Source organism: Nocardia anaemiae NBRC 100462, assembly GCF_001612725.1.
GTDB lineage: Bacteria > Actinomycetota > Actinomycetes > Mycobacteriales > Mycobacteriaceae > Nocardia > Nocardia anaemiae.
In genome coordinates this window covers 334,132-354,827 of record NZ_BDAZ01000017.1, presented here as the reverse complement: position 1 = coordinate 354,827, position 20,696 = coordinate 334,132, and the positions used below count along the sequence as shown (strand labels likewise).

Sequence of the window (20,696 nt, the reverse complement as noted above, 5' to 3'; positions counted from 1 at the left end):
GTCCAGAACCCACCCCGTGCACGGGGTGGGGTTCGGTTGGGGCAGAGTGGTCGGGGTGAGCGATTCGGGATCGAAGTACACGCCGCGGCCGATGTCCAGTGCGACCACATATGCCCTGGGTGGCGTGGCGCTCGCGCTCATCGTGTTGATCGTGATCCTGGCCTTCCGGTGGGGGCGCGACGACGCCACGATCCGCAATGACGGATACGGGTCGGTGCACAGCGCGGACGTGCACGCGGTCCTGGATCAGAACAACGGCACGATTCTCCTCGGTCGCCCCGACGCGGTGAAGACCATCGATGTGTACGAGGACCCGCTGTGCCCGTCCTGCGGTGCGCTGGAACGGCTCTACGGTCAGGAGATCGCGCAGCAGCTGGATGCGGGCAAACTCGCCGTCCGCTACCACCTCGTGACCTTCCTCGACCCGAAGTCGAAGAGCAAGGACTATTCGACCCGCGCGGTCGCCGCGAACGAGTGTGTCGCCGATACCGGTTCGGGTCCGGTGTATTCGAAATTCCACGCGCTGCTGTTCACCTCGAAGCAGCCGAAGGAAGGCGGCGCGGATCTCAGCAATGACGATCTCGCGAATGTCGCGAAGGAATCGGGCGCCTCGCTGGAGGCGGTGCAGTGCATCAGCTCCGGCGCGAAACTCGACGCGGCGAAGATCCACGCACAAATGGCACGCGCCGCGCTGACCGATGCCAACGGCGAGGTCGCCACGCCCGCCGTGTTCGACGGCAAGAACAAGGTCGACGTGAACAACCACGAATGGGTCCTCGACCTGACCAAGTGATCGTGCCGGGCGCAACCGCCCGGCACGACGCACCTATCCGGCGGGTTCCGGCTCCGGCTCACCCTTCGCGATCTCGGCCAATTCGCGCTCGACGAGTTCGTCGTGAGCCTTGGCCTGCGCGGTCGCCTTCTTCGGACTCCAGTGTCCCGCCATCAGGAAGACGAACGGCAGGAACACAACCTGCGCGGCCAGGCAGATCCACCACCAGCGCTCCCACTGCACGGGTGAATCGGCTTGCGCCTGCTGCACTTCCTTGGCGTGTGCGCCCAGATAGGCCTGATCATCGACCGGAATGGTGCCGACCGACTGCAATTGCGTAGTCGCCTGCGCCAGTTTGGGCCCGACGGTCGCCGCCACCGCGAGGTCGGCGGCCGGAATCTGCTGCACGGCTTGCAGACGTGCGATTGCCTGATCCACCGGAATGCCGAACTTCTTGGCGACCTGTCCGACCGCCGCCAGACCCGCGTTCGCGTCGGCCGGATTCGTGGTCAGCGTGGCCAGTGTCGCCGAATCGATGGCCTGCAGCGTCGCCACCTCCTGCGGGTAGCGGGTGTTGAGACCGACGGTGGTCTGGATATCGACCGGTGACGCGCCGGTCAGTTTGGTCAGCGCGGTTACCTGTGCGGCCTGATCACCGGGGTTCTGCTGCAGTGCCGCAAGGGTTTCCGTGCCGACCGTCTGGATGGTCGCGAGCTGCTGGGCGTACTTGTGCGCGATCTCCGACAGCCGCGGGCCGTAATTGACCAGCGGACCGGCCGCGTTCACCACGATCAACAACCCGAACAGCACCACCGTGACGACGCTGCGCAGCGTGCCGCCCCACACCGCGAGACCCACCGCGGTCGCGGCCGGATTACGGGCCTCGACCGTTTCGGTGAAGCTCGCCATCCAGGTGGAGTAGGCGATGCCCGTGCCGACCGCGATGATCACGAAAACGGTTGCGAACGAGTAGTAATCGGTGTCGGGCTGATCGGTATAGCCGATGAACAGGTACATGCCGACGATGCTGATGAGCGCGCCGACGATCATGAACGGCTTGCGCACCTTGAGTTTGTCCGACACGATCCCGGCCAGCACCAAGGCGACCGCATTGGCGGCCCAGTACCAGTTGCCGAGCGCATTGGCTTTGGCCGGACTGAAGCCGAAGTTCGTCGCCATATACACCGGTAGGAACGACACGATGGTGTAGAAGAAGGCGAGGAACAGGCTGATCGCCAACGCCGAGCCGATGATGTTGGGGCGCAACATCTGTCGCCACACACCCTGCTCGAGTTCCTTGACGTCCAGACCGCGGGCGCGGGCCTCGATCAGCGCACGGTCGCGCAATGTCACCATGATCTGGTCGCGCAGTTGTGGACTGAGCTCGCGTAATCCGATCACCGCTACCACCGCGATGACGAGGCTGATTACACCGCAGAGCCGGTAGTGGTACTGCCAGTCGGGATGCGCGTCGAGCGTGTGGGTGGAGATGTGTGTGGTGACCAGGGCGCCGATGACCGGTCCCAGCGTCCAGAAGCCCATTGCCGATGCCCGGTCCAGTTGCGGGGAGAAGTCACGAATCAGTGCGGGTGTGGCCACCAGCACCGCACCCTCGACAATGCTGACCAGGCAGTACACCAATAGGTACTGTTCCTTGGTGGTCGTCGCGGGCACCGCGAACAGGGTCAGCAGCGAGCAGATCACCACGCCGTAGGCGACGATATTCGCCCGCCCCCATCGATCCAGCACGCCCGCCAGCACCGAGGCCACCGCGCCGAAGGCGGCGCCGATGATGAAGATCCAGACGAAGTAGGCGAAGGACAGGTCGAAGTAGCCGATGAGTTCATTGCCAACGGCGCCGGTGACGAACAACTGGTAGTAGAGCGCGATCGAGGCGATGACCACGACGGCCAGGTACCAGGAACGGGCGGGTGTATCTGGATAGTGCGGTAGCTTGCGTTGCCACAGCCCCGTGAGCAGGGTCGGGGGATCTGCGGTCTGGGTCGAGCTCATGGTCGAGATGCCTTTCTAGCCACGGCATTTCGTAAAGGACCTGAACCGTATGTGGATCAGGACGAGTTGCCGGGTGGACACAGGGTAGTGAGATGGATCACTGCCCGCAGGTGTTTCGGACCATGAGAACGCTCGATTTGCGCGATTGGAATGAACGGTACCGATGAGTGGGACTATTGGTTGACGCCACAAGCATTTGGAGGTGGGGTGGGCATTATGAATTAGGCCGCCGCAGAGGAGGTTTCGATTCCGATGGGGGCGGATGTTCGGCGGAATTGGACGGCGGTTGCTCACCGGGTTGCTGGAAATAATTCCGGCACTGGCGAATTCGTTCGACGGTGCTGACGACAACGGGGTCCGTGCCAGCAGGCACGGACCCCGTCAGGTCTATTCGGGCTTACAGGTAAGCGCCGCACACGGGCCAAGCGCCCGGGCCCTGGGTGGCGAGCACATTCTCCGCGACGCGGATCTGCTCCTCGCGGCTGGCGTTGCTCGGGCTGCCCGAGCCGCCGTTGGCCGCCCAGGTGCTCTGCGTGAACTGCAGACCGCCGCCGAAGCCGTTACCGGTGTTGATGCCCCAGTTGCCACCGCTCTCGCACTGTGCGACAGCGTCCCAGTTGTGGCCGGAGGCCGATGCGGTGGCGGTGGACAGGCCGAACGGAACGGCGGCGATGGCACCGGCGACGGCGGCGATTCCAAGGGCACGGGTGAACTTGCGGTTCTGAGTCATGTGGATTCCTGGCTGCGCCCGCTCGGCATCGGCGGACTTCCGCCGTGTCCCTGCCCCCAGCGGTATCGGGGACCCTCGAAACCGCGGGGCAGGGTTACCGGCGTTCAGCGGTTCGAGTTCGAGCCCATCGCGTTGATCCGGGCTGCCGACGACGCTAGCGAAGAATTCGCGACAGATCACGTTGAGATAACGTCCGAATTGCCTCGACCTCAACTGCGGAATACCGATATTCGCCCAGTTCGAATGCGTAAAAATGTATATATACGACCGTTCGTGATAGTTACGTTATGTGTTCGGTATCACTATGAAATCGTGACCTGGATCGCGTTTGAGCGCCGAATCCTGGGGTGTATGTCCGGTTTCGCGGCGCGTTCGATTCGATGCTGATGGTGAAGTTGTCATCTCTCGAGGTATTTGTGAATGACGCTTGGCTCGGTTAGAGGTTCAACAAATCGAGTTTTGCGGCATATGGGTGATTTGTGACGCTAGCTCCGGGGTGCGGGCTACCTCGCCCACGTGCGTGGGTGGCGCACGCAGGTCACTGGGCGGACTCTGATGTCCGGCGATGCCGACGGCGCATAGGTCTTGCCGACCCCGTGCAATCGGACACGCTGCGCCGTGAATGACGATGTGGCGTTACGAGCGACGATGGGGCGGAGTGGCGATATGGGTTGCGAACGGCGACTGGGAGACACTGCCGTGCGCGGTCACTTGCATCGGCGACGAAGCCACGGACCTTGTGCCTGGGCTCGACTGGCTCGGCGTGGCTCGAGTGCTTCCGGCAGCCGCGAAAGCCGCTGGAATGGGGGGCGTCGGGGTGGTCTCGACGAACGGCTCGGAGTGGGGCCGTGCATCGGAGTCGCCGTGCGAGCTGCTTGGAGTGGATCCGGCATCCGGACAACCCCGCTAGCCGCTCCGAGTGGATCGGGCCCGACAGCCCCTGCTAGCTGCTCGAGCGGGTCGGTACCCGATAGCCCCTGCTAGCTGCTCGAGCGGGTCGGTATCCAATAGTCCCTGCTAGCCGCTTGGAACGGGTCGGTACCCGATAGCCCCTGCTAGCCGCTCGGCGTGGATCGGTATCCGACAGCCCCTGCTTACTGATCGGAGCGGAAGGGCGGGGCCGGGCAGCCACGGGGACTCGATCGGAGCCGAATGGCCGGTCAGTGGCCGCGGAACTGGGCTGGCTCGGGGTGGTCGTCGGGGATCTCGTCTTCGGGGCGGATTCGCCGTAGTTGGCCGTGGATGACTATGTAGCCGTCGAGCGGATAGGCGATGTCTTCGGCGGGTGGTCGGTCGGTAGAGCGGATGGGGATTGCGGGAGGGGATTCGGAGTGGGGACGGCCGGTGTAGGGGGTGACGGGGGCGTCGGTGTCGGTGCGCGGAAACAGGTATCGCGCGCCCTCGCGGATTGTGGAGTGGACATCGCCGGTCGGCACGGTCCATTGGAGGCGGTCCGGATCGGTGCGCCAGACGCGCCAGGGCAGTCTTTTGCTGTCCGCCAACGTTTTCAGGCGATGGTGCCGGGTGCAGAGTGCGGCAAGGTTGGTGCGGATGGTGTGTCCGCCGCGATCGGGCCGCTGGTGGTCGAAGGGATGATTGTGGTCGAGTTCGGATTCGGCGGCGGGCATGACGCATCCGGGAAAGCGGCACATGCCGTCGACCGCGCGCACCTCGCGCTCCAGCCGAGGCGATGGCCGCCACTGCAGCGCCTCCGCCTCGTCGTCGACGTTCGCGCGTTCCGGAATGACCTGAAAGCGTGCGTGTTCGGCCAGAATCCGGGCCAGTGCCGCATCGATCGGCCCGTACCCGGCCAGAAACGCCGGAGCCTCCTGCATTCCGAGCAGCGTGTCCGCGGGAATCCCGATCTGGATCAAGGGCTTGCGCGGTTGTTCGATCGGCATACCGAACTTCGGACAACGTTCACCGCGTCCGCACTGGCATTTCAGCCGCCCGGAACCATCCGCCAGCGCCACCAGGGCGTCCGCCCGCCGCTGCGGCATAGTCCGCGCATCCGATCCGCACACCTGCATACTCATCTCGCGCAGCCGCATCGCCACGGTCTGCGCACCCGGCGCGGGGAGTAGCCCGTCGAATACGGCCATGCTGTCCTGCACGGCTCGCAGCCGAACGTCGCGTTCGTCCTGCCGCAGCTCCCGCCGCCGCTGTGTGCCGCCGGGATCCAATCGCGCCGCCCATCGTCGGGCCGCCTGCCGCAGCCGCACCGGATTGTTCCGCGCCGCCGCTTCGAGCAGTCGCGGTTCCAACGCGTCCAACACCTCCCTCGCCACCGCCCGGGTGTTGTCCACGATCACCCGCACCTTGGCCAGATCGATCCGTCCCGCCGCGAACGCGGCCCGCGTTCGCGGCAACGAATCCTCCAGTGCCAGACCGATATCGATCAACGCCCCCGCCGTCCCCTCATCGACCTGCAGTGCCACCGCGGCCTCACTCGCCGCGAACTCGCCAGCCCGAACCCCGCCCGGCCCCGGCTCCGCACTCTCGGCGCGATGCCGTCGATACAACTCCCGCACCGCGAACACCTCGGCCGCCTGCGCCACCGCCGCCCGCCCATGCGCCGCCCGCAAGGCCTCGATCAACCCGTCGTCTGTCATGGCCCCGAAGTCCAAGGATGCGAGATCATCGCTATCGAACATGTGTTCGAGTCTACGGTCGAACAACCCTCTCCGCCACCCCCGAATCAAGGCGATTTGGTTGCCGACACGCCAGTGGTGTAACTTCGTTCAGGCAGTCAGGGAAACCCGACGGCAACCCATTCGGGGCTATGGCGCAGCTGGTAGCGCACCACACTGGCAGTGTGGGGGTCAGGGGTTCGAGTCCCCTTAGCTCCACTTAGTTTATGTAGGTAAAGACCCGGTATGTATGCCGGGTCTTTCTTGTATTCCAGGTGCATCTTGCCAACGGGGAGAGCTTGCTTTGTGGACCGTCTTAGACGGTCTTTTCAGTGTCGCCGGACGTGGCCGATCGGGTGATGCTCTCGCCGACCTCGGTCCCGATACGGGTCTATGACCGCCCGGTCGCGGACATGGGCTGCATGGTAGGTGGGGCAGCCGTCGGCGGACTGGATGCGATGCTTCCGCGAGCTGAACTATCCTGTAGCACTGCACCTTTCGATCTCCAGCCCGGTTCGGCCGACCCGGAACGGGGCAGGGGTGTGGCGGTGCGGATCATCGAGGCGTTGGTCGCCGAGTTGGTCCGCCATCTGATGGTGGAATCGCCGCCGACCAGCCGTTCTGTGCGCCACCCAGGGCGTGAGATGTTGCCCCAGGGTGAAAACGATCTCCACCTATGGTGGCTATTCGGGACGAGCGCCGACGTCGAAGATTCTTCTCGAGGCTGCGACAACGAAGCGGCAGACCTCACCCATCGCGCACCGATACACGAACCAGCTTCCCAGGAGTTCAGGAATGTCGTCCACCTTTGTCACGGAGGTTCGCGACCGAGCCGATGCCACCCGCGGCGTTACACCTTTCTCTACGAGAAGGGCCGCGAACTGGTCGCGGAGGCGATGAGCTTTGCACTCGACCCCAACGCACGGGTGGTGGCGGTCCGGCCAGCGTGCCGTCCGCGGGCCGCTCGGGCAGTGCCGTTGCCGTATCCACCCGGACGCGAGTTTCTGCAGGCGTTCTCCGGCTGCCCGTTCGTCGGAGCGATGGCAGTACCGGCCGCGTGCCGTACGCTGCGCGCGGCACGCGGGGAACCGAATCCTCCAGGCGAGGCTGTGGAACGAGACGGTGCCGACATCAGCAGTGCGTCATCAGCATTCGCTGGATGTGTCGACGCGAGAGCCGGTCGATTCTCGAGCAGTCGTAGCACGCAGGCCACCACTGTCGAATTACGACGCGAAGGGGCATAGATCGTGTGGCAGCGGGGTCGCGCTTTCGCCGAAAAGGCCGCAGTCGTGAACACGCTACGGCCGCCACTGATGCCAGGGTCGACGTTCGGGAAATATCGCTTGCGGCGGCTGATCGGGTCCGGTGGGATGGGGCGGGTATTCGAGGCGCTCGACACCACCAAGGGCCGGGTGGTCGCAGTGAAAGTGCTGCCCGAACAGCTGGCCGACGACCCGGTCTACCGGGCCCGATTCCGGCGCGAATCCCACATCGCGGCGCTGCTGCAGGAGCCCCATGTCATCCCGATCCACGACTACGGTGAGATCGACGGGCTGCTCTACATCGACATGCGACTCGTGCACGGCGACAGCCTCCGCACCGTGCTGAGAGCCCACGGCCCGCTGTCGCCCGAGCAAGCTGTCTCGGTGATCAGCCAGATCGCAGCCGGACTCGACGCCGCACACCACGACGGCCTGATCCATCGTGACATCAAGCCGGACAATATCCTGCTCACCCACGACGGGTTCGCCTACCTGGCCGACTTCGGCCTGGCCAACACGAACACCGACGAACGCCTGACCCAGACCGGATCGGCGATCGGCTCGTTCAACTACATGGCACCCGAACGTTTCCGAACCGGCCCAGCTACCCCGGCTGTCGATGTTTATGCCCTGGCGTGCGTGTTGCACGAATGCCTGACCGGAACTCGCCCTTACTCGACCGACGGTGGCGACGCCGCCATCATGCGGGCCCACATGGTCGAACGTCCACCCCGAACGAGCAGCTACGCACCAGGGATCCCCGTCTCGATCGACGCTGTCGTCGCGCGCGGAATGGCGAAGTCGCCCGATAAACGCTATGCCAGCGCCGGTGAACTGGCCGCCGCCGCCTACGCCGCACTGGCATCGTCTCCCGGCGACGCCGAAGACGACAGTCCCCTTGCCGCATGCCAATACGATCCCACCGTGGCGGCGCATCCCACGCCCCGGGCGACCTCCACGCCCCGGGCGCGATCTGTCTCGGCCCGCAGGCGCCAGCCACGCCGCCTCTGGATCGCCGCTGCCGCAGCCGTCGCGGCTGTCGTGGCCGTCGGAGCATGGCCGCTGCTCCACAAGTCCGCACCACCGACCCCACCGACTCCACCAGCGGCGAAATCCGATTTCACCGATGCCGACATCACCCTGCTGAAGCTTCTGGAAGATCCGTACGACGGCACCATCTGTCACCACCGGAACCCACAGGCGATTCTCGGGGAGAAAGCCCATCTCTCCTGCGACGAGATTCCCGAAATCCGTGTGCCCAGCGGGGAGTTCTCCCTGTTTCCCAACGCCGACGCAATGGACAAGGTCTATCGCGGCTTGGTGCCACCCGCCAGCAGTTGTCCGGGGTATCCGCCCGGCCACGACGGCCCCGCGACGAGGGCAGGCAGGGAGGTCGGGCGAATGGCCTGCTTCACGAATGACACGACGACACCGCCGACCGCGGAGGTGATCCAGACCGACGACGCGGCCATGAGCATGGCGGTTTTCTCCTTCACCGAGTCGGTGGGCGGTAGCGCCAACTTGTACTGGACAGTGCACGACACGGGAGAGGGGAATTCGCAATTCCGGACCACTCCGAGGGACCCGGACTTCTACACCGAGGCCGACCGCGCTCTGATCGCCGAACTGCCCAAGGCCTACGACAGGCGATACTGTCGACACGAGGCACCCGAGAGCGATGCGACTGCCGCCGTTCTATGCTTCGGCGACGAGTTCGGTACGCCGACAGCAATGTTCTTCCAATTCCCCAACCATGCGATCGCGACCCAGTTTTTCGATGGTGTCATGAGGAAGTCCGGCGGGCGCGCGTGCGACGGCACAGCGGCTCCCGAGCAACCGGCGACTCGAAATGGCACGACCGTCGTCACCTGCGTCACCGATCCCTCGCCGACGCTCGTTGCGTTGGATCAGAGCAGCGACATCGCCATCCAAGCTTCTTCCGTCGGTCCCGATTCCCCCTCCAACCGTCCCAAGACCGATCATGGACTGTTCGATTGGTTCAAAGGGAATCCGCTGTAGACGCCGATATTCCGCCGCGTCGGCAAGGCAGCGTCGACCACACGTCGATAACTTGTGTCACGCGGACTGACGCAGCCAACTGGTCTTCGACGCGCGGGCATGGTCAGTGCAGGCGGTGGCGGCTTTCCGTTCGACCGCACCAGACCCGGCATAGCCGGGGGCGGTGGCTCTGGCCATGGATTCGGAGAACTACCCCGGGCGCGGTCGGGAACTGAGTCAGCAGTCGAAGCGACGGCAGCTGAGCATCAACGGATGCCCGTGGCTTTGGGAGGCGGCATCGAACAGCGACGCGGAGGCCGGTAGTGCCGGTAGCGGCAGCGACCCTGACACCCCCAAGACGCTGGGGCCGAACAGCATGAGTCCACCGGTGAGCGCCACCGACAACAGGATGCCGCGCCGGGCACGCGAGTACATTCGCCTGCCGGACGTCCGAGGGATCGATTCGTGGCTCGAATCCGAGCTCTGCGTGGCAGACGTCGGCCTCTCTGACCGCGATTCGGTCTCGGGACGAGCAGACAGAAACTGATCAGCAAGAGGCATCTGCATCACTTCCCCGGGCGCGGTATCGATTACGACGTGGACAGGGTCGATCTTCGTCTGTGAACGGATCGCGCAACACCCACCCCAGGGTGAAAACCCGCACCCTCCCTGGCTGGCGGTCGCGGCTTGCCGTGAACGGTCGGACCAGTTCGAGGCTGTGCCGCGAGCCGGACCTGGCGTCGTCAGTCGAGGAAATGCTCGAGTTCCGCGGTGACGAACTGGGGATTCTCCTCGACGAGCCAGTGCCCCGCGTGCGGGACGTCCACGGCTCGCACGATGTTGGTCAGGCGCGGAGAGACGGTGGCTCGGATCGCGTCGAGTTGGCCCTGGGCGGTCAGGAGCAGGGTCGGGACGGATGTCGGTGGGTCCGCCACGGTGTCGCGGACGTCCTCGTCGAGAGTGCGGTAGAGCTGGAAGCCGCCCGATAGTGCCGCGGGCCTGCTGTAGGTGCGGGCGAATTCGTCGATCTCGGCGTCGGTGAACGGGGACCGCTGCGAGGTGCCGCCGAATGCCGTGCCGCCGAAGGAGACCTGCGGGTAGAACATGGCCAGGTACTCGCGGACGTGGTCGCCGACGATCGCCTCGGGGACCCGTGGCTGGGAGTGGAAGGCGATGTGCCAGCTCAGCGTGCGGTAGGTGCGTGCGTCGATCGCCGGGCCGGGGAGCGGCAGGTCGAGGTAGCCGAGGCGAGCGGTGTCGGCAGCGAACTGGTCGGCGTACTCGAACGCGATGGCGGCACCCCAGTCGTGTCCGACGATCCGGGCGTCGCGCACTCCGAGCCGGTCGGCGATCAGGGTGTGCACGTACCGGGCGAGGGTGGCCTTGTCGTAGCCGGTCGGTTCGCCGGTGCTGTCACCCAGTCCGGGAAGGTCGACGGCGTAGACGGTGTGGCGTTCGGCGAGCGCGGGCATGATCGGCCACCAGCCGTACCAGGTCTGGGGCCAGCCGTGGATCAGCACCACCGGCGTGCCGTGGCCGCCGGTCACATAGTGCATGCGGACGCCGTCTACATCGGTGAACTTGTGCTGAAAAGTGTTCTCGAACTTGGTATCCCCGTGCGTGGCTGCGGCGTAGGAGGGGATGGCGGGGGTTGTCGTCGAGCAGGCCGCGGTCCCCATCGTGAGCAGGAGCGCGAGTGCGATGGTGGCGACCGCGCGCGTGGAGTGGAGCAAGCCGTGCGGCCGGGTTGCGGTGATCATGTGGTCCTGTCCTGGATGAAGTCAGCGGCCGGTGCTGCCGTCGATCAGTTCGCGGAGGATGTCCGCGTGGCCTGCGTGGCGGCCGGTCTCCTCGATCATGTGGATCAGTGCCCAGCGGATGCTGGGAGCGGGACGGGCCGACCGCGGTCGAGGGACCGGTGCGCCGAGATCGGTGCAGCCGTCGAGTACTTCGTTGGCGCACTCGACCGCGTCTCGGTAGCGGGCGAGGACATCGGCCACGCTGTCGGCCGGTGCGGGCTGGAATGTCGCCTGCCAGTCGGTGACGTTGTCCCCGAGGAACATCGAGCGTTCGACGAAGGTCAGGTGCTGGAGCAGGCCGAGCAGGTTCGTGCCCGATGGCACCGCGGCTGTTCGCACCTGTGGTTCGGGTGCGCCGTCGACCTTCGCGGCGATCGCGGCGCGCAGGTAGTCGAGGAAGCCGCGCAGGGTTTCGGTCTCGCTGCTCCCGGTCCGCGGCGGCGCGGTATCGCGGCGGCGTTGACGACGCGTGGTGTTCATCGAGGCTCCTTCCGTCGGCACCCGCTCAGTTTCGCCACGCACACCACGATCTGGCACCGAATCTTGCTGTTCCGGCAAGATGGCCTCGTGGATCGCGAAACCGACGATGTACTCGACGCGGTGGGGCCACGGCTGCGTGCGCTGCGGCGCGAGCGCGGCATCACCCTCGCCGACCTCGCGGCGAGCACTGGGATATCGGAGAGCACCCTTTCCCGGCTGGAGAGCGGGCAGCGCCGAGCGACCCTCGAGTTGCTGCTGCCGCTGGCCCGCACCTACGACATTCCGCTCGACGACCTCGTCGGCGCCCCGCGCACCGGCGATCCGCGAATCCACCTGAAACCGATCCGACGGTCCGGGATGATCTTCGTGCCGCTGTCCCGGCGCCCGGGTGGGATACAGGCGTTCAAAATGATCATTCCCGCGCGGCCGGAACCGCTCGAACCGACTCCGCAGACGCACGACGGCTTCGAATGGCTGTACGTGCTCAACGGACGCCTGCGCCTGGTGCTCGGTGAGCGCGACCTGACCTTGCCGCCCGGTGAGGCAGCCGAATTCGACACATCCCTGCCGCACTGGCTGGGCAGCGCCGACGGCGGCGTGGTGGAACTACTCATCCTGTTCGGCCTGCAGGGGATGCGTGCACACGTCCGCGCCGACCCGCATCGGTGAGCTTCCGGCATCGCCGACTGCGAGAAACCGGTCGGCCGACGATGGGCGGCTGGAGTCCTACGCGTGCGAGTCGTCTCGAAGATGTTCCGCGGGTTCGGTGCCGGTGCTGTCGGAGGTATCCGCGGGACGGACTGCGGTGGCGAGCTGGAAGGCGCCGTCGATGCGAGTGAGGTGAATCTCCCCGAATCCGGCGGACCCGAGCAGCGTGCGCAGTTCGTCGTCGGTGACCGGCTCACCCACGAGATCACTGTGGACTCGTGGCGCACGATCACCGGCGGCGACATCATCGCACTGACCACCGTGATCAGCGATCGCGACACCGGACCGGTGCAGACCGTGCACACCACTCTCGCCGGGCGTAGCGGGAACGAGGGAGAACGACTCACTGAGATTGCGAAAAACATTGCCCTGCAGGATATTCCGGTACCAAAGCCGGGGCCGCCCGGCACCTCGGCGGCCGATCCGTCCGTCCCGTCGAGCCCAGCCGGTGGTCTGTCACGCAATACCGCTGCGGGACAGCGCTTCCCGTCGCGGACCTTTCGCCTGACACGCGGCGAACTCGTCAACTATGCGGGCGTCTGCGGCGACCTCAACCCGATCCACTGGAGCGACGATATCGCCAGCGCCACAGGCGCTCCCGGTGTCCTGGCGCACGGCATGCTCACCATGGGCCTGGGTGCCGCCGCGCTGACCGCCTGGATCGGCCAGCCGACCGCGATACTCGACTATTCCGCCGTTTTCGCCCACCCCGTTCACGTCACCACACGCCGAGCCGCCGCGATCGAATTCACCGGCACGGTCGCGGCGGTGGAATCCCGGCGCATCCCGCGCAACGGTAGCGCTCGCCGCGCACTGCGACGGGGCAACGATATTGGGCAGGGCAGCAGCCAGTGTCGCTCTGACCGATTAGTACATCGTGCCGTTCCGGAGGGGCGCAGTTCGCGGTACGAGCTGGCCGATCGACGCATCGCCTATGCGCTCGACGACCTGCACCAATAGTCGGTCAGCAGCAGTCAGCTCCAGACGCTTGCGCTTGCTGCTTGGGTGCACTGCCGCAGCACGCTCTCTCGGCAGTTGCCTCCTCCGGCGTCCCGCAACATACCTGCACCGCTTCGGCATCACTCAATTGCGTTGCGACGCCGAAGGTTTCACTGTCCGCCAGTACGGTGTAGACCTCCCATCGCTCGTTGTCGGGGGCAGTGACCCACACTTTGTCCTGGGTGGCGAAACAACAGGTGGTCGCGATCTGCTCCTCGGTGAACATCCCCGCGCCCGACAGCCGGGCGATCTCGGTGTGCACCTGGTCAGAGGATTCCACCTCGACTCCGAGGTGGTTGACGCTGCCACCATGGCCGGGGTTCTGGATCAACACCAGCTTCAGCGGCGGCTCGGTGATCGCGAAATTCGCATAGCCCGGCTTGCGCTTGGCCGGTTCGATGGCGAACAAGGTCGAGTAGAACTGCACTGCCCGATCGATGTCGTCGACATTGAGGGCGAGCTGGACGCGGGACATGGGCAACCTCCAGGAATTCGATATATGTCGAAGAGCTGACTAGGTCGAGTCTGCCACCTTTTCGACATATGTCAACAGAGTCGGTAGATTCGAAGTATGCCCAAAGCGTTGCCTGTGATCGACATGTCCGCCCCGGTCTGCTGCGCTCCCGTCGCGGCCGCCCCGGTGGACGAGAACGCTGCTCTCGAGGTCGCATTGCGACTCAAGGCGATCGCCGATCCGGCCCGGGTCCGGCTGATGTCGCTGCTGCTCACCAGCACGGAGAGGAAAACGGCGGCGAACTCGCGACGGCGGTCGGGTTGTCGGAATCGACCGTCAGCCATCACCTCGCCCAACTGCGCACCGCCGGACTGGTCGAATCCGAGCGCCGTGGCATGAACACCTTTCATCGCGCCCGCCGCGACGCCCTCTCCGCCCTGTGTGTCGTGCTCGATCCGAACTGCTGCACCTGACCATCGCGCTGATATTCGGCCAGCTCCGGTTCGGCATGGAGCGCCCCTGTTTCGTCCCCTCGGGTGGGGGAATGCGGGTGGTGCGGAGGTGATCGAACATGTCGCCCTCAGCCGGTCTCTACCTCCGTACCGTCACCCGGCTGGCCCGCAATGGTGGAAGGAGCACAAAACATGTCGCCTGCAACAATCAACTCGACTTCGGACGCCGTGGACTTCCTGGTCGAACAGCACGAGCGGATCAAGCGACTATTCACCGAAACCGCTCAAACCGTCGACGCCGAGGAGCGCAAGGCCAAGTTCTTCGAGCTGCGCAGACTCCTGGCGGTGCATGAAACCGCAGAGGAGGAGATCATCCATCCACGGGCCCGCCGTGAGATCGGTGACGGTGCCGGTGCCGCCATCGTGGATGCCCGGCTGGAGGAGGAGAACAAGGCCAAGAAGCAGTTGGCGGATCTCGAATCGGTCGACATCGGCTCGCCGGAGTTCCAGGACAAACTGGACCGGTTGCGCCGGGCTGTGCTGGCGCATGCCGACCACGAGGAGCATGAAGAGTTCAATCGCCTGCGTCAGGAAATGGATCCCGAGGCTCTGCAGCGGATGCGCAAAACAGTCGAGCTCGCCGAGGCCATGGCACCGACCCGGCCGCATCCCGGCGTCGAGTCCGCGATGGCAAACGCTCTGGTCGGTCCGTTCGCGGCGATGATGGACCGAGCGAAAGACATGATCAGCAAGCCACAGCGTTAGACGTGGATCAGCGGTCGCCACTCAACGAACTCATGGCAAAAGCCCGCTCGGGCATCACCTCGAGCTGCCCGGGCGGTCGGTTCTCGGCTTCCTGGCCTGTGCGGCGATCGTCAGGAGGGAGGCGTACCTGCAGGCTGCCGGGTTCCGTCCGCTGCTGCATTTCGGTGTCGAAGAACGGTTGCTGTCACTGGATCTGGCGGGCTGTGGCTGGCACCTGTGTTACGTGGCGCGAGTGCACGCTCACCATCACCCGTCAGCGCAGCGAGCGCCGCATGCCTGGCGCAGGCGGGTCGAACAGCGCAACAATGCGCTGATCGTCTGGATGCGGCCGCCATGGCGGTGCGCGGCATCACAAGCCGTCACGCCTGCGTGATTCGACCCGTCGTCGTCGACTCGGTATCCGAAACACCTTGTGGACGTTGTGGGGGCGCCGCCCGGCCCGAAGTGCCGGGCGGCGCAGCGTCGTTGTGCTCGGATCGGCACCGGCCGACCTGACAACGGCGGCGGACCCCGCCACACGCCCGGCGAACGAGATTCGCGGTCCTCGGCCAGCACGGATGGCAAGCTGCAATCTGTGCGTCGCAACCACTCTGACCAGCTGCAATGCCTGCTGGAGATCACTTGGCCCGCCGGAGGCCACCGCTGGTGGAGTCTCGCGCGCACCGGGCCCCCTGAACAGATCGCAGCCGCATTGGAGGAGCTCGCCACCCGGATCCGGATCGACCACATCACCCGAATACTCGGATGTATCGACCGGCCCGTCGGTTACACCCTTGAACTGCGCTGGCCCGACGGAACCACCACTATCGTCACCGACGCCCAGCGTGCCGACGAAATCCCCGCGGTACTGCGCGCCCACACGCTGCTCATCCGCGGCCGCTCGGATCTGATCGACCCGGACCGCACCTAGCCCGATTCTGCAGAACCTCGCGCGATGACGTCAGCCGAGGCTGAAGGGTTGGCCCCAAAGGGTTTCGGAGTCGTCCATGACATTGTCGTGCACGGTGACCGTGGTGTAGGCGCGAGCTTCGGCGGCGCCCGCGCAACCTTCTACCGACAGTGTGTGGTCCACGTACTGGGTTATGCCCGATGTGCCGGTGCCGAGATCGACCTGGCAGCCGACGAGATAACCGGTCTCGATCTGGCCGCCGGTCACCGTGATGTCGGCGGGCACGATGATGTGCACCGAGGTCACTCCGGAAACCCACGCATTGCGTGACAGTGGGCTCGCGGCCATCGATCCGGAGATGGTCGCGTACTCACCGGTACGGTCGACCGCGACGACGAGTCCGTCGCGAGTACTGAACCGGTCGTGTCCGTCGGTGAGGGGGATCGAGGTATCGGCTTGTGCCGCAACGGATGTCGTCAGCGCGAGGGGCAGGAAGGCGCACGTCATGATCGCGGCGCCGACTGAACGGCGCATCGCCGCCGCCGATACCGGTCGACGCCATCGATCACCCTCATCGAACCTCATCCTCGACCGGCCAGCAGCTGTCCAGAATATCGCACGCAAACCTGAGCGACAGCTGGGAATGAGCAGTGTGGTTGCTGTCGAGCGGTTCTCGCGCTGCTCGCACTGGCGGTGGATGTCACCGGGCGGGGCGTCAGGTCGTCGCCACCAGGAACTGCTCCGCACTCGGGGGACGCATGCCGTCCGTTCGGTCGGCGAAGTAGCGCTGGGTCAGGGTGGATGTCGAAATATGTTGCGCCGATGCGAAACCCGCTGACTCGGCCAGCTCGATCAGTTCATCGGGCCTGAACAGGCTCAGGAAGGGAACTCCACTGGCTCGTGCGGCATTCTCGACGGCCTGGCGTATCGCGCGTTCCTCGGCATCCAGTAGGTCCAGGGGGAGTTGGAAGGTCATGGCCAGGGTCGAGCCGGGTGCGAGCGTCGAGATCCGCTGCAGCGTCTGGATATTCGCTTCCCTGGTCAAGTACATGGATACGCCCGTTTCGGCGACCACGGCGGGACGTGACGGGTCGAAGCCAGCCGAAATCAGCCGCTCCCACCAGGATTCGGACTCGAAATCGACCGGAACCAGCCGCAGCCACTGTGGAATGCCGAACCCGCGTTCGACCAACCGCTGCCGCTTCCATGCCTGCGGGCCGGGCTGGTCGACCTCGAATACTGTTAGCCCGGAGGCGATTTCGGGTCGGCGCTGAGCGAAGGTGTCGAGTCCCGCACCGAGGATGACGTACTGATCGACACCGAGCGCCGCCTGTTCGACCACCAGATCTTCGACGAAACGGGCGCGCGCCACGACGCATGCGCGCGAGAGGCTGGTCGTCTCGGGATCCATATCCCCGCGGGCGCGCCATCGGTTGTCGGGATCAATCAGTCGCAGACCGATCTCGTCTTCGAGCACATGTGGTGCCGGATCGATCTCGACGTGCAAGGCGCGCCACAGCGCCACGCGCTCCGCCGTGCTCTCGGGGCCGATGACCTGTTGCATGGGCTCAGCCGACCTTTCCGACCTGCAGACTCCACACCCGGCCGTCCGGGTCGCGTACCGTCATTTCCTTTGTCCCGTAATGGGTTTCCTCGAATGGTGTGACCACCTCGACATCACCGTTCGGCCGGAACGCATCCGGTTCGATCACCTTCAGCACGAGCTGTGTCTGTGGGGTCTGGCTGCGCGGGACCTCGGCGATGAATACATACGGACCATTGCCATTGCGAAAGAGTCCGGAGTTGTGGTCGGTGGTGAATTCGGGTTCGAAGCCGAGCGCCTGAAAGAACCGCGCCGACTTGCCCCAGTTGTGCGTCTCGACGAATACGCCTTCGATGCCCTGCGTCGTCATCTCGTCTCTCCTTCTAGCGCTTACGGTTGCTGATCGTGGGTGTCGTCGAGGTATCCGCGCAGCGCCTCCGCGACCAATGCCGACAGCGACATGCCGGACTCGATCGCCCGGAACTTGACCTGCTTGATCAACCCCACCGGCAAATACACATTGAACTGCTTCACATCCTCGTCACCCACCTTCCCGATGCTAGCATCCTAGAAAGCTAGTAACAAGATCATCATGCGCTGGTGGCGGCAAACATCGACAGGCGTGCGCAACCGATACATGGTGATCTTGACCAGGGCGCGAATGTGGGGGCATTCGGTGGGCTTGGGGGCGGCGCGATAACTTGAGCGGGTGATCAAGAGTTCGGTATCCACGACGGCGGGGGCATGGCGGGCAGGTGACGGCGTCCCGGTGACGTTGCGGGAGGCGACGGTGGCATGGGCCTTCGCGGCACATGCCGAGCTGTCCGAGATCGCCACGGGGTACGGGGACTTCATCACTGTGGACGAGTTGGCCGCGCGGGTGCAGGAAGCGTCCGGGGTGCATACGGGTGCGCCGACGCGGACGTGGATGGAAGCGATTCTGCGCAAGGTTGCGCGGCGTTGCCACAACGCGGGCGAGCCGCCGCTGACCGCGCTATGCGTGCAGGAGAACCACACCGTCGGCGACACCTACAAGTACGTGCTGGAACTGGCCGCGCTGCCGATTCCGAAGGATCTCGAGTTGCACGCCTCCTACGCCAGGTGGCAGTGCTACGAGCAGCACGGCGCCACCATGCCCGCGGAGCCGACCGCACCGCCGCTCACGCCCAAGGTCGCCGGTCGCCGCTCCGCGAGCGCCGCTAACCAGGAGGTCAGGCCGGAGCCTGCCCGCGCGGCGGTGTGTGCTGAGTGCTTCATCCAGCTGCCCGCGAGTGGGACTTGCCAGTACTGCGTATAGGCCGTCATGGCGAAATGGACTTCCGGATGCTCAATGCGCCCTCCATGTTCGCGTGATACCGGCAGTAGAAGGGGTGCGAGCCGACTTCATCGGGCGCGGTGAAGGTGATGCTCTGGCCCGGGCCGATCTCGTGATCGAATAGGCCGGGGCGTTTGCTGGTGATGCTGTGTTTGAACGAATCGTGGTTGACCACCGTGAGCACCGCGCCCGGCGTGATCGGCGGCGTGCCGGTGTAGTTCTGGTGTTCGATGGTGATGGTGACGGCGGGTATCGGCGCGGGTCCGGACCAGGTGGGCGGGGCGCTCTCCTCCGAGGAGCCGCACCCTGCCGCCCACGCGAGGGTCAGCAAACCGAGCACGATTCGATATCGCCGAGGCGAGGTTCGAGTGTTGTTCACCTAGACCGGCTGCCCACAATTCGCGCTACCATGCCCATCGGCTATAACGAGTTGACGACTGGTGATGTGGTCGAGCCGCGAGACGAGGTGGTCTTCGGCGAATCCGCCCGCAGTCGTCCTCGCCCGCCCGGCGGGCCGAATCTGGCGGCAGGCAAGGCGATCCCGCTCGACGGTGTTTAGGCCACGGCCGAAACATGATGGGGATCCAGCTCGTTGGTTCCTAGGCTGCTGAACAGTGCGAATTCAGGAGTCGATGATGGTGAACGAGGTATCGGCGCGGCCGATAGGTCTGGTGCTGGGATGGCCGAGCGTAGCCGGGTGGCGGAAACAGTGGCGGCCGAGCTGGTTTCGTTGGACGAGCACGCCGTCGGCCGCAGATCAGATCCTCAGCATGGATCCAGTCCTCGCGGTGATGTTGCGAGGCCCGCGGTGACGGCGGGTATCGTGAGGTGCCTCAGTGCGACGATGCGGGGCAGCGTATGAAGCGGATCTACTGCACACCCGAGGATCTGACCCGCATCCGGATCGGGGCGCCGCTCGGCGCGATGGCCGAAACAATGCTGGCCACCCGGGTTGTACAACGCACCGACGCGCCGCTGTACGACGGCTGGCGCGGGCAGGTGCGGCGCGCGATGCCGGACAACTTCGGCGTGCTCGCCGATATCTTCCCCGGCGTACACCACTTCGTGGATCTGATCACGCCGACCCGTGGTGCGCGGTCGATGTCGGCGGGGATCGAGGCATTGCATCTGGCCTCCCGTGACGAACTCCGCCGCGAGGTGCAGCACGCCGATCGCCAGCGGGCGCTGACCGACCACCCGCTCCCCGCGTGGACGCGCAATCTGTCCGACCGCGACAGCGCCGCCCGCCGCGATGTCGCGCGCGCCGTCGAGGCATTTCATACGGTGGCATTCGCCGGTCGGTGGGCGCATGTGCAGTCGTATCTGGAGGTGGCGGCGGAGCGGATGGCGCGCACTATTGCCACCGAGGGCGTCGAACGGTTCTTCGCGGGGCTTGCACCCTTCGCGCGGTGGCGGGCGCCCGCGCTCGAGGTGCTCAGCCCGATGGAATGCCATGACGAACATCTCGACGGGCGCGGCCTGGTCATCATTCCCTCGCTGTTCGTCTGGCCCGGACCGAAGCTGCTGAAGTCCACCATCGATACGGACGCGCCGATGACGCTGGTGGTTCCGGTGCTGCGCGAAATCGCCGATTTCGCCACGGCATGGGGTCCGCGCGCGACCAACGAGGCGCTGACCGCACTGCTCGGCCGGACACGCGCCGCCGCACTACAGGAGATCGCCGAGGGTTGCACGACGACCGAACTCGCACGCCGACTGGGTATTTCACCCGCGACGGCCAGTGAACACGCATCGATACTGCGCGAGGCCGGGCTCATCGAGAGCTGGCGGCACCGCAATGCGATGCGGCATCAGGCGACAACGTTGGGCATCGCATTGCTCGACGGTGATCTCGACGGCGGCGTGCGCATCGCTTAGCGCCGCGCC

General features: G+C 65.5%; 21 protein-coding genes, 1 tRNA gene and 1 pseudogene. 11 read left to right on the top strand and 12 right to left on the bottom strand.

Annotated elements, in window-relative coordinates:
* Positions 1-55: 55 nt before the first annotated feature.
* Positions 56-793: a DsbA family protein gene (locus NA5_RS12540; protein ID WP_371856404.1), complete on the top strand. Its 738-nt coding sequence runs from the start codon at positions 56-58 to the stop codon at positions 791-793.
* Positions 794-826: 33 nt separating this feature from the next.
* Here NA5_RS12540 and NA5_RS12535 read toward each other — a convergent pair whose 3' ends face one another.
* The 3 genes from NA5_RS12535 to NA5_RS12525 form a co-directional block, all read right to left on the bottom strand.
* Complete coding sequence (locus tag NA5_RS12535) at positions 827-2,785, bottom strand: MFS transporter (RefSeq protein WP_062985186.1); 1,959 nt, start codon at positions 2,783-2,785, stop codon at positions 827-829.
* A gap of 397 nt (positions 2,786-3,182) precedes the next feature.
* Positions 3,183-3,515, bottom strand: coding sequence for a transglycosylase family protein (locus tag NA5_RS12530; RefSeq protein WP_062985184.1), 333 nt, complete (start codon positions 3,513-3,515; stop codon positions 3,183-3,185).
* Positions 3,516-4,675: 1,160 nt separating this feature from the next.
* Positions 4,676-6,169: an HNH endonuclease signature motif containing protein gene (locus NA5_RS12525; protein ID WP_062985182.1), complete on the bottom strand. Its 1,494-nt coding sequence runs from the start codon at positions 6,167-6,169 to the stop codon at positions 4,676-4,678.
* Between the two features lie 122 nt (positions 6,170-6,291).
* Here NA5_RS12525 and NA5_RS12520 point away from each other — a divergent pair.
* Together NA5_RS12520 and NA5_RS12510 are read left to right on the top strand one after the other, a co-directional pair.
* Positions 6,292-6,364: transfer RNA gene (locus NA5_RS12520), tRNA-Ala, on the top strand.
* A 1,094-nt stretch (positions 6,365-7,458) separates the two neighbouring features.
* Positions 7,459-9,426 carry a serine/threonine-protein kinase gene (locus tag NA5_RS12510; RefSeq protein WP_084484080.1) on the top strand — a complete coding sequence of 656 codons (1,968 nt, stop codon included), beginning with the start codon at positions 7,459-7,461 and terminating at the stop codon, positions 9,424-9,426.
* A gap of 216 nt (positions 9,427-9,642) precedes the next feature.
* On the opposite strand, the gene NA5_RS12505 is transcribed toward NA5_RS12510, so the two are convergent.
* From NA5_RS12505 to NA5_RS12495, 3 genes are all read right to left on the bottom strand, one after another.
* Positions 9,643-9,840, bottom strand: a complete 198-nt coding sequence (locus NA5_RS12505) for a hypothetical protein (protein ID WP_062985176.1) — start codon at positions 9,838-9,840, stop codon at positions 9,643-9,645.
* Between the two features lie 308 nt (positions 9,841-10,148).
* Positions 10,149-11,165: an alpha/beta fold hydrolase gene (locus NA5_RS12500; RefSeq protein ID WP_062985174.1), complete on the bottom strand. Its 1,017-nt coding sequence runs from the start codon at positions 11,163-11,165 to the stop codon at positions 10,149-10,151.
* 21 nt (positions 11,166-11,186) lie between these two features.
* Positions 11,187-11,684: a DinB family protein gene (locus tag NA5_RS12495; protein WP_062985263.1), complete on the bottom strand. Its 498-nt coding sequence runs from the start codon at positions 11,682-11,684 to the stop codon at positions 11,187-11,189.
* 87 nt (positions 11,685-11,771) lie between these two features.
* Here NA5_RS12495 and NA5_RS12490 point away from each other — a divergent pair, with 87 nt between their 5' ends.
* Together NA5_RS12490 and NA5_RS12480 are read left to right on the top strand one after the other, a co-directional pair.
* The gene (locus tag NA5_RS12490) at positions 11,772-12,353 is read left to right on the top strand and encodes a helix-turn-helix domain-containing protein (protein WP_062985261.1); all 582 of its coding nucleotides are present in this window, start codon (positions 11,772-11,774) and stop codon (positions 12,351-12,353) included.
* 63 nt (positions 12,354-12,416) lie between these two features.
* Entirely contained in the window at positions 12,417-13,352 is a 936-nt protein-coding gene (locus NA5_RS12480) for a MaoC/PaaZ C-terminal domain-containing protein (RefSeq protein WP_157110358.1), read from the top strand.
* 4 nt (positions 13,353-13,356) lie between these two features.
* Here NA5_RS12480 and NA5_RS12475 read toward each other — a convergent pair whose 3' ends face one another.
* Complete coding sequence (locus NA5_RS12475; protein ID WP_062985168.1) at positions 13,357-13,866, bottom strand: ArsI/CadI family heavy metal resistance metalloenzyme; 510 nt, start codon at positions 13,864-13,866, stop codon at positions 13,357-13,359.
* 96 nt (positions 13,867-13,962) lie between these two features.
* Between NA5_RS12475 and NA5_RS39235 the strand changes: the two are divergent.
* The 3 genes and pseudogenes from NA5_RS39235 (at position 13,963) to NA5_RS40325 (ending at position 15,972) form a co-directional block, all read left to right on the top strand.
* Positions 13,963-14,318, top strand: a pseudogene (locus NA5_RS39235) (Rv2640c family ArsR-like transcriptional regulator).
* 171 nt (positions 14,319-14,489) lie between these two features.
* Complete coding sequence (locus NA5_RS12465) at positions 14,490-15,062, top strand: hemerythrin domain-containing protein (RefSeq protein WP_062985259.1); 573 nt, start codon at positions 14,490-14,492, stop codon at positions 15,060-15,062.
* Between the two features lie 574 nt (positions 15,063-15,636).
* The gene (locus NA5_RS40325; RefSeq protein ID WP_157110357.1) at positions 15,637-15,972 is read left to right on the top strand and encodes a hypothetical protein; all 336 of its coding nucleotides are present in this window, start codon (positions 15,637-15,639) and stop codon (positions 15,970-15,972) included.
* 30 nt (positions 15,973-16,002) lie between these two features.
* On the opposite strand, the gene NA5_RS12455 is transcribed toward NA5_RS40325, so the two are convergent.
* The 4 genes from NA5_RS12455 to NA5_RS12440 all read right to left on the bottom strand — a co-directional run bounded on the left by NA5_RS12455 (position 16,003) and on the right by NA5_RS12440 (position 18,043).
* Positions 16,003-16,485 (bottom strand): MspA family porin, encoded by a 483-nt coding sequence (locus NA5_RS12455; RefSeq protein ID WP_169811284.1) that lies wholly within the window; start codon positions 16,483-16,485, stop codon positions 16,003-16,005.
* Positions 16,486-16,666: 181 nt separating this feature from the next.
* The gene (locus tag NA5_RS12450) at positions 16,667-17,515 is read right to left on the bottom strand and encodes a class I SAM-dependent methyltransferase (protein WP_062985159.1); all 849 of its coding nucleotides are present in this window, start codon (positions 17,513-17,515) and stop codon (positions 16,667-16,669) included.
* Between the two features lie 4 nt (positions 17,516-17,519).
* Positions 17,520-17,864, bottom strand: coding sequence for a VOC family protein (locus tag NA5_RS12445; RefSeq protein WP_062985157.1), 345 nt, complete (start codon positions 17,862-17,864; stop codon positions 17,520-17,522).
* A gap of 20 nt (positions 17,865-17,884) precedes the next feature.
* Entirely contained in the window at positions 17,885-18,043 is a 159-nt protein-coding gene (locus tag NA5_RS12440; RefSeq protein ID WP_062985155.1) for a ribbon-helix-helix protein, CopG family, read from the bottom strand.
* A 160-nt stretch (positions 18,044-18,203) separates the two neighbouring features.
* Between NA5_RS12440 and NA5_RS12435 the strand changes: the two genes are divergently transcribed.
* Complete coding sequence (locus NA5_RS12435) at positions 18,204-18,791, top strand: hypothetical protein (protein WP_245672200.1); 588 nt, start codon at positions 18,204-18,206, stop codon at positions 18,789-18,791.
* Positions 18,792-18,795: 4 nt separating this feature from the next.
* Here the strand turns inward: NA5_RS12435 and NA5_RS12430 are convergent, their stop codons facing one another.
* On the bottom strand, positions 18,796-19,140 hold the full coding sequence (locus NA5_RS12430) for a cupredoxin domain-containing protein (RefSeq protein ID WP_157110356.1): 345 nt from the start codon (positions 19,138-19,140) through the stop codon (positions 18,796-18,798).
* Positions 19,141-19,218: 78 nt separating this feature from the next.
* Between NA5_RS12430 and NA5_RS40320 the strand changes: the two genes are divergently transcribed.
* Complete coding sequence (locus NA5_RS40320; protein WP_157110355.1) at positions 19,219-19,368, top strand: hypothetical protein; 150 nt, start codon at positions 19,219-19,221, stop codon at positions 19,366-19,368.
* 299 nt (positions 19,369-19,667) lie between these two features.
* Entirely contained in the window at positions 19,668-20,687 is a 1,020-nt protein-coding gene (locus tag NA5_RS12425) for an ArsR/SmtB family transcription factor (protein WP_062985151.1), read from the top strand.
* Positions 20,688-20,696 lie beyond the last annotated feature (9 nt).

Bases quoted from the DNA above. Each gene is read 5' to 3' on its own strand.
- NA5_RS12535 (WP_062985186.1), bottom strand. From the start codon at position 2,785: ATGAGCTCGACCCAGACCGCAGATCCCCCGACCCTGCTCACGGGGCTG.
- NA5_RS12530 (WP_062985184.1), bottom strand. From the start codon at position 3,515: ATGACTCAGAACCGCAAGTTCACCCGTGCCCTTGGAATCGCCGCCGTC.
- NA5_RS12525 (WP_062985182.1), bottom strand. From the start codon at position 6,169: ATGTTCGATAGCGATGATCTCGCATCCTTGGACTTCGGGGCCATGACA.
- NA5_RS12510 (WP_084484080.1), top strand. From the start codon at position 7,459: ATGCCAGGGTCGACGTTCGGGAAATATCGCTTGCGGCGGCTGATCGGG.
- NA5_RS12505 (WP_062985176.1), bottom strand. From the start codon at position 9,840: ATGTACTCGCGTGCCCGGCGCGGCATCCTGTTGTCGGTGGCGCTCACC.
- NA5_RS12500 (WP_062985174.1), bottom strand. From the start codon at position 11,165: ATGATCACCGCAACCCGGCCGCACGGCTTGCTCCACTCCACGCGCGCG.
- NA5_RS12495 (WP_062985263.1), bottom strand. From the start codon at position 11,684: ATGAACACCACGCGTCGTCAACGCCGCCGCGATACCGCGCCGCCGCGG.
- NA5_RS12475 (WP_062985168.1), bottom strand. From the start codon at position 13,866: ATGTCCCGCGTCCAGCTCGCCCTCAATGTCGACGACATCGATCGGGCA.
- NA5_RS12465 (WP_062985259.1), top strand. From the start codon at position 14,490: ATGTCGCCTGCAACAATCAACTCGACTTCGGACGCCGTGGACTTCCTG.
- NA5_RS12455 (WP_169811284.1), bottom strand. From the start codon at position 16,485: ATGCGCCGTTCAGTCGGCGCCGCGATCATGACGTGCGCCTTCCTGCCC.
- NA5_RS12450 (WP_062985159.1), bottom strand. From the start codon at position 17,515: ATGCAACAGGTCATCGGCCCCGAGAGCACGGCGGAGCGCGTGGCGCTG.
- NA5_RS12445 (WP_062985157.1), bottom strand. From the start codon at position 17,864: ATGACGACGCAGGGCATCGAAGGCGTATTCGTCGAGACGCACAACTGG.
- NA5_RS40320 (WP_157110355.1), top strand. From the start codon at position 19,219: ATGCCCATCGGCTATAACGAGTTGACGACTGGTGATGTGGTCGAGCCG.
- NA5_RS12425 (WP_062985151.1), top strand. From the start codon at position 19,668: ATGAAGCGGATCTACTGCACACCCGAGGATCTGACCCGCATCCGGATC.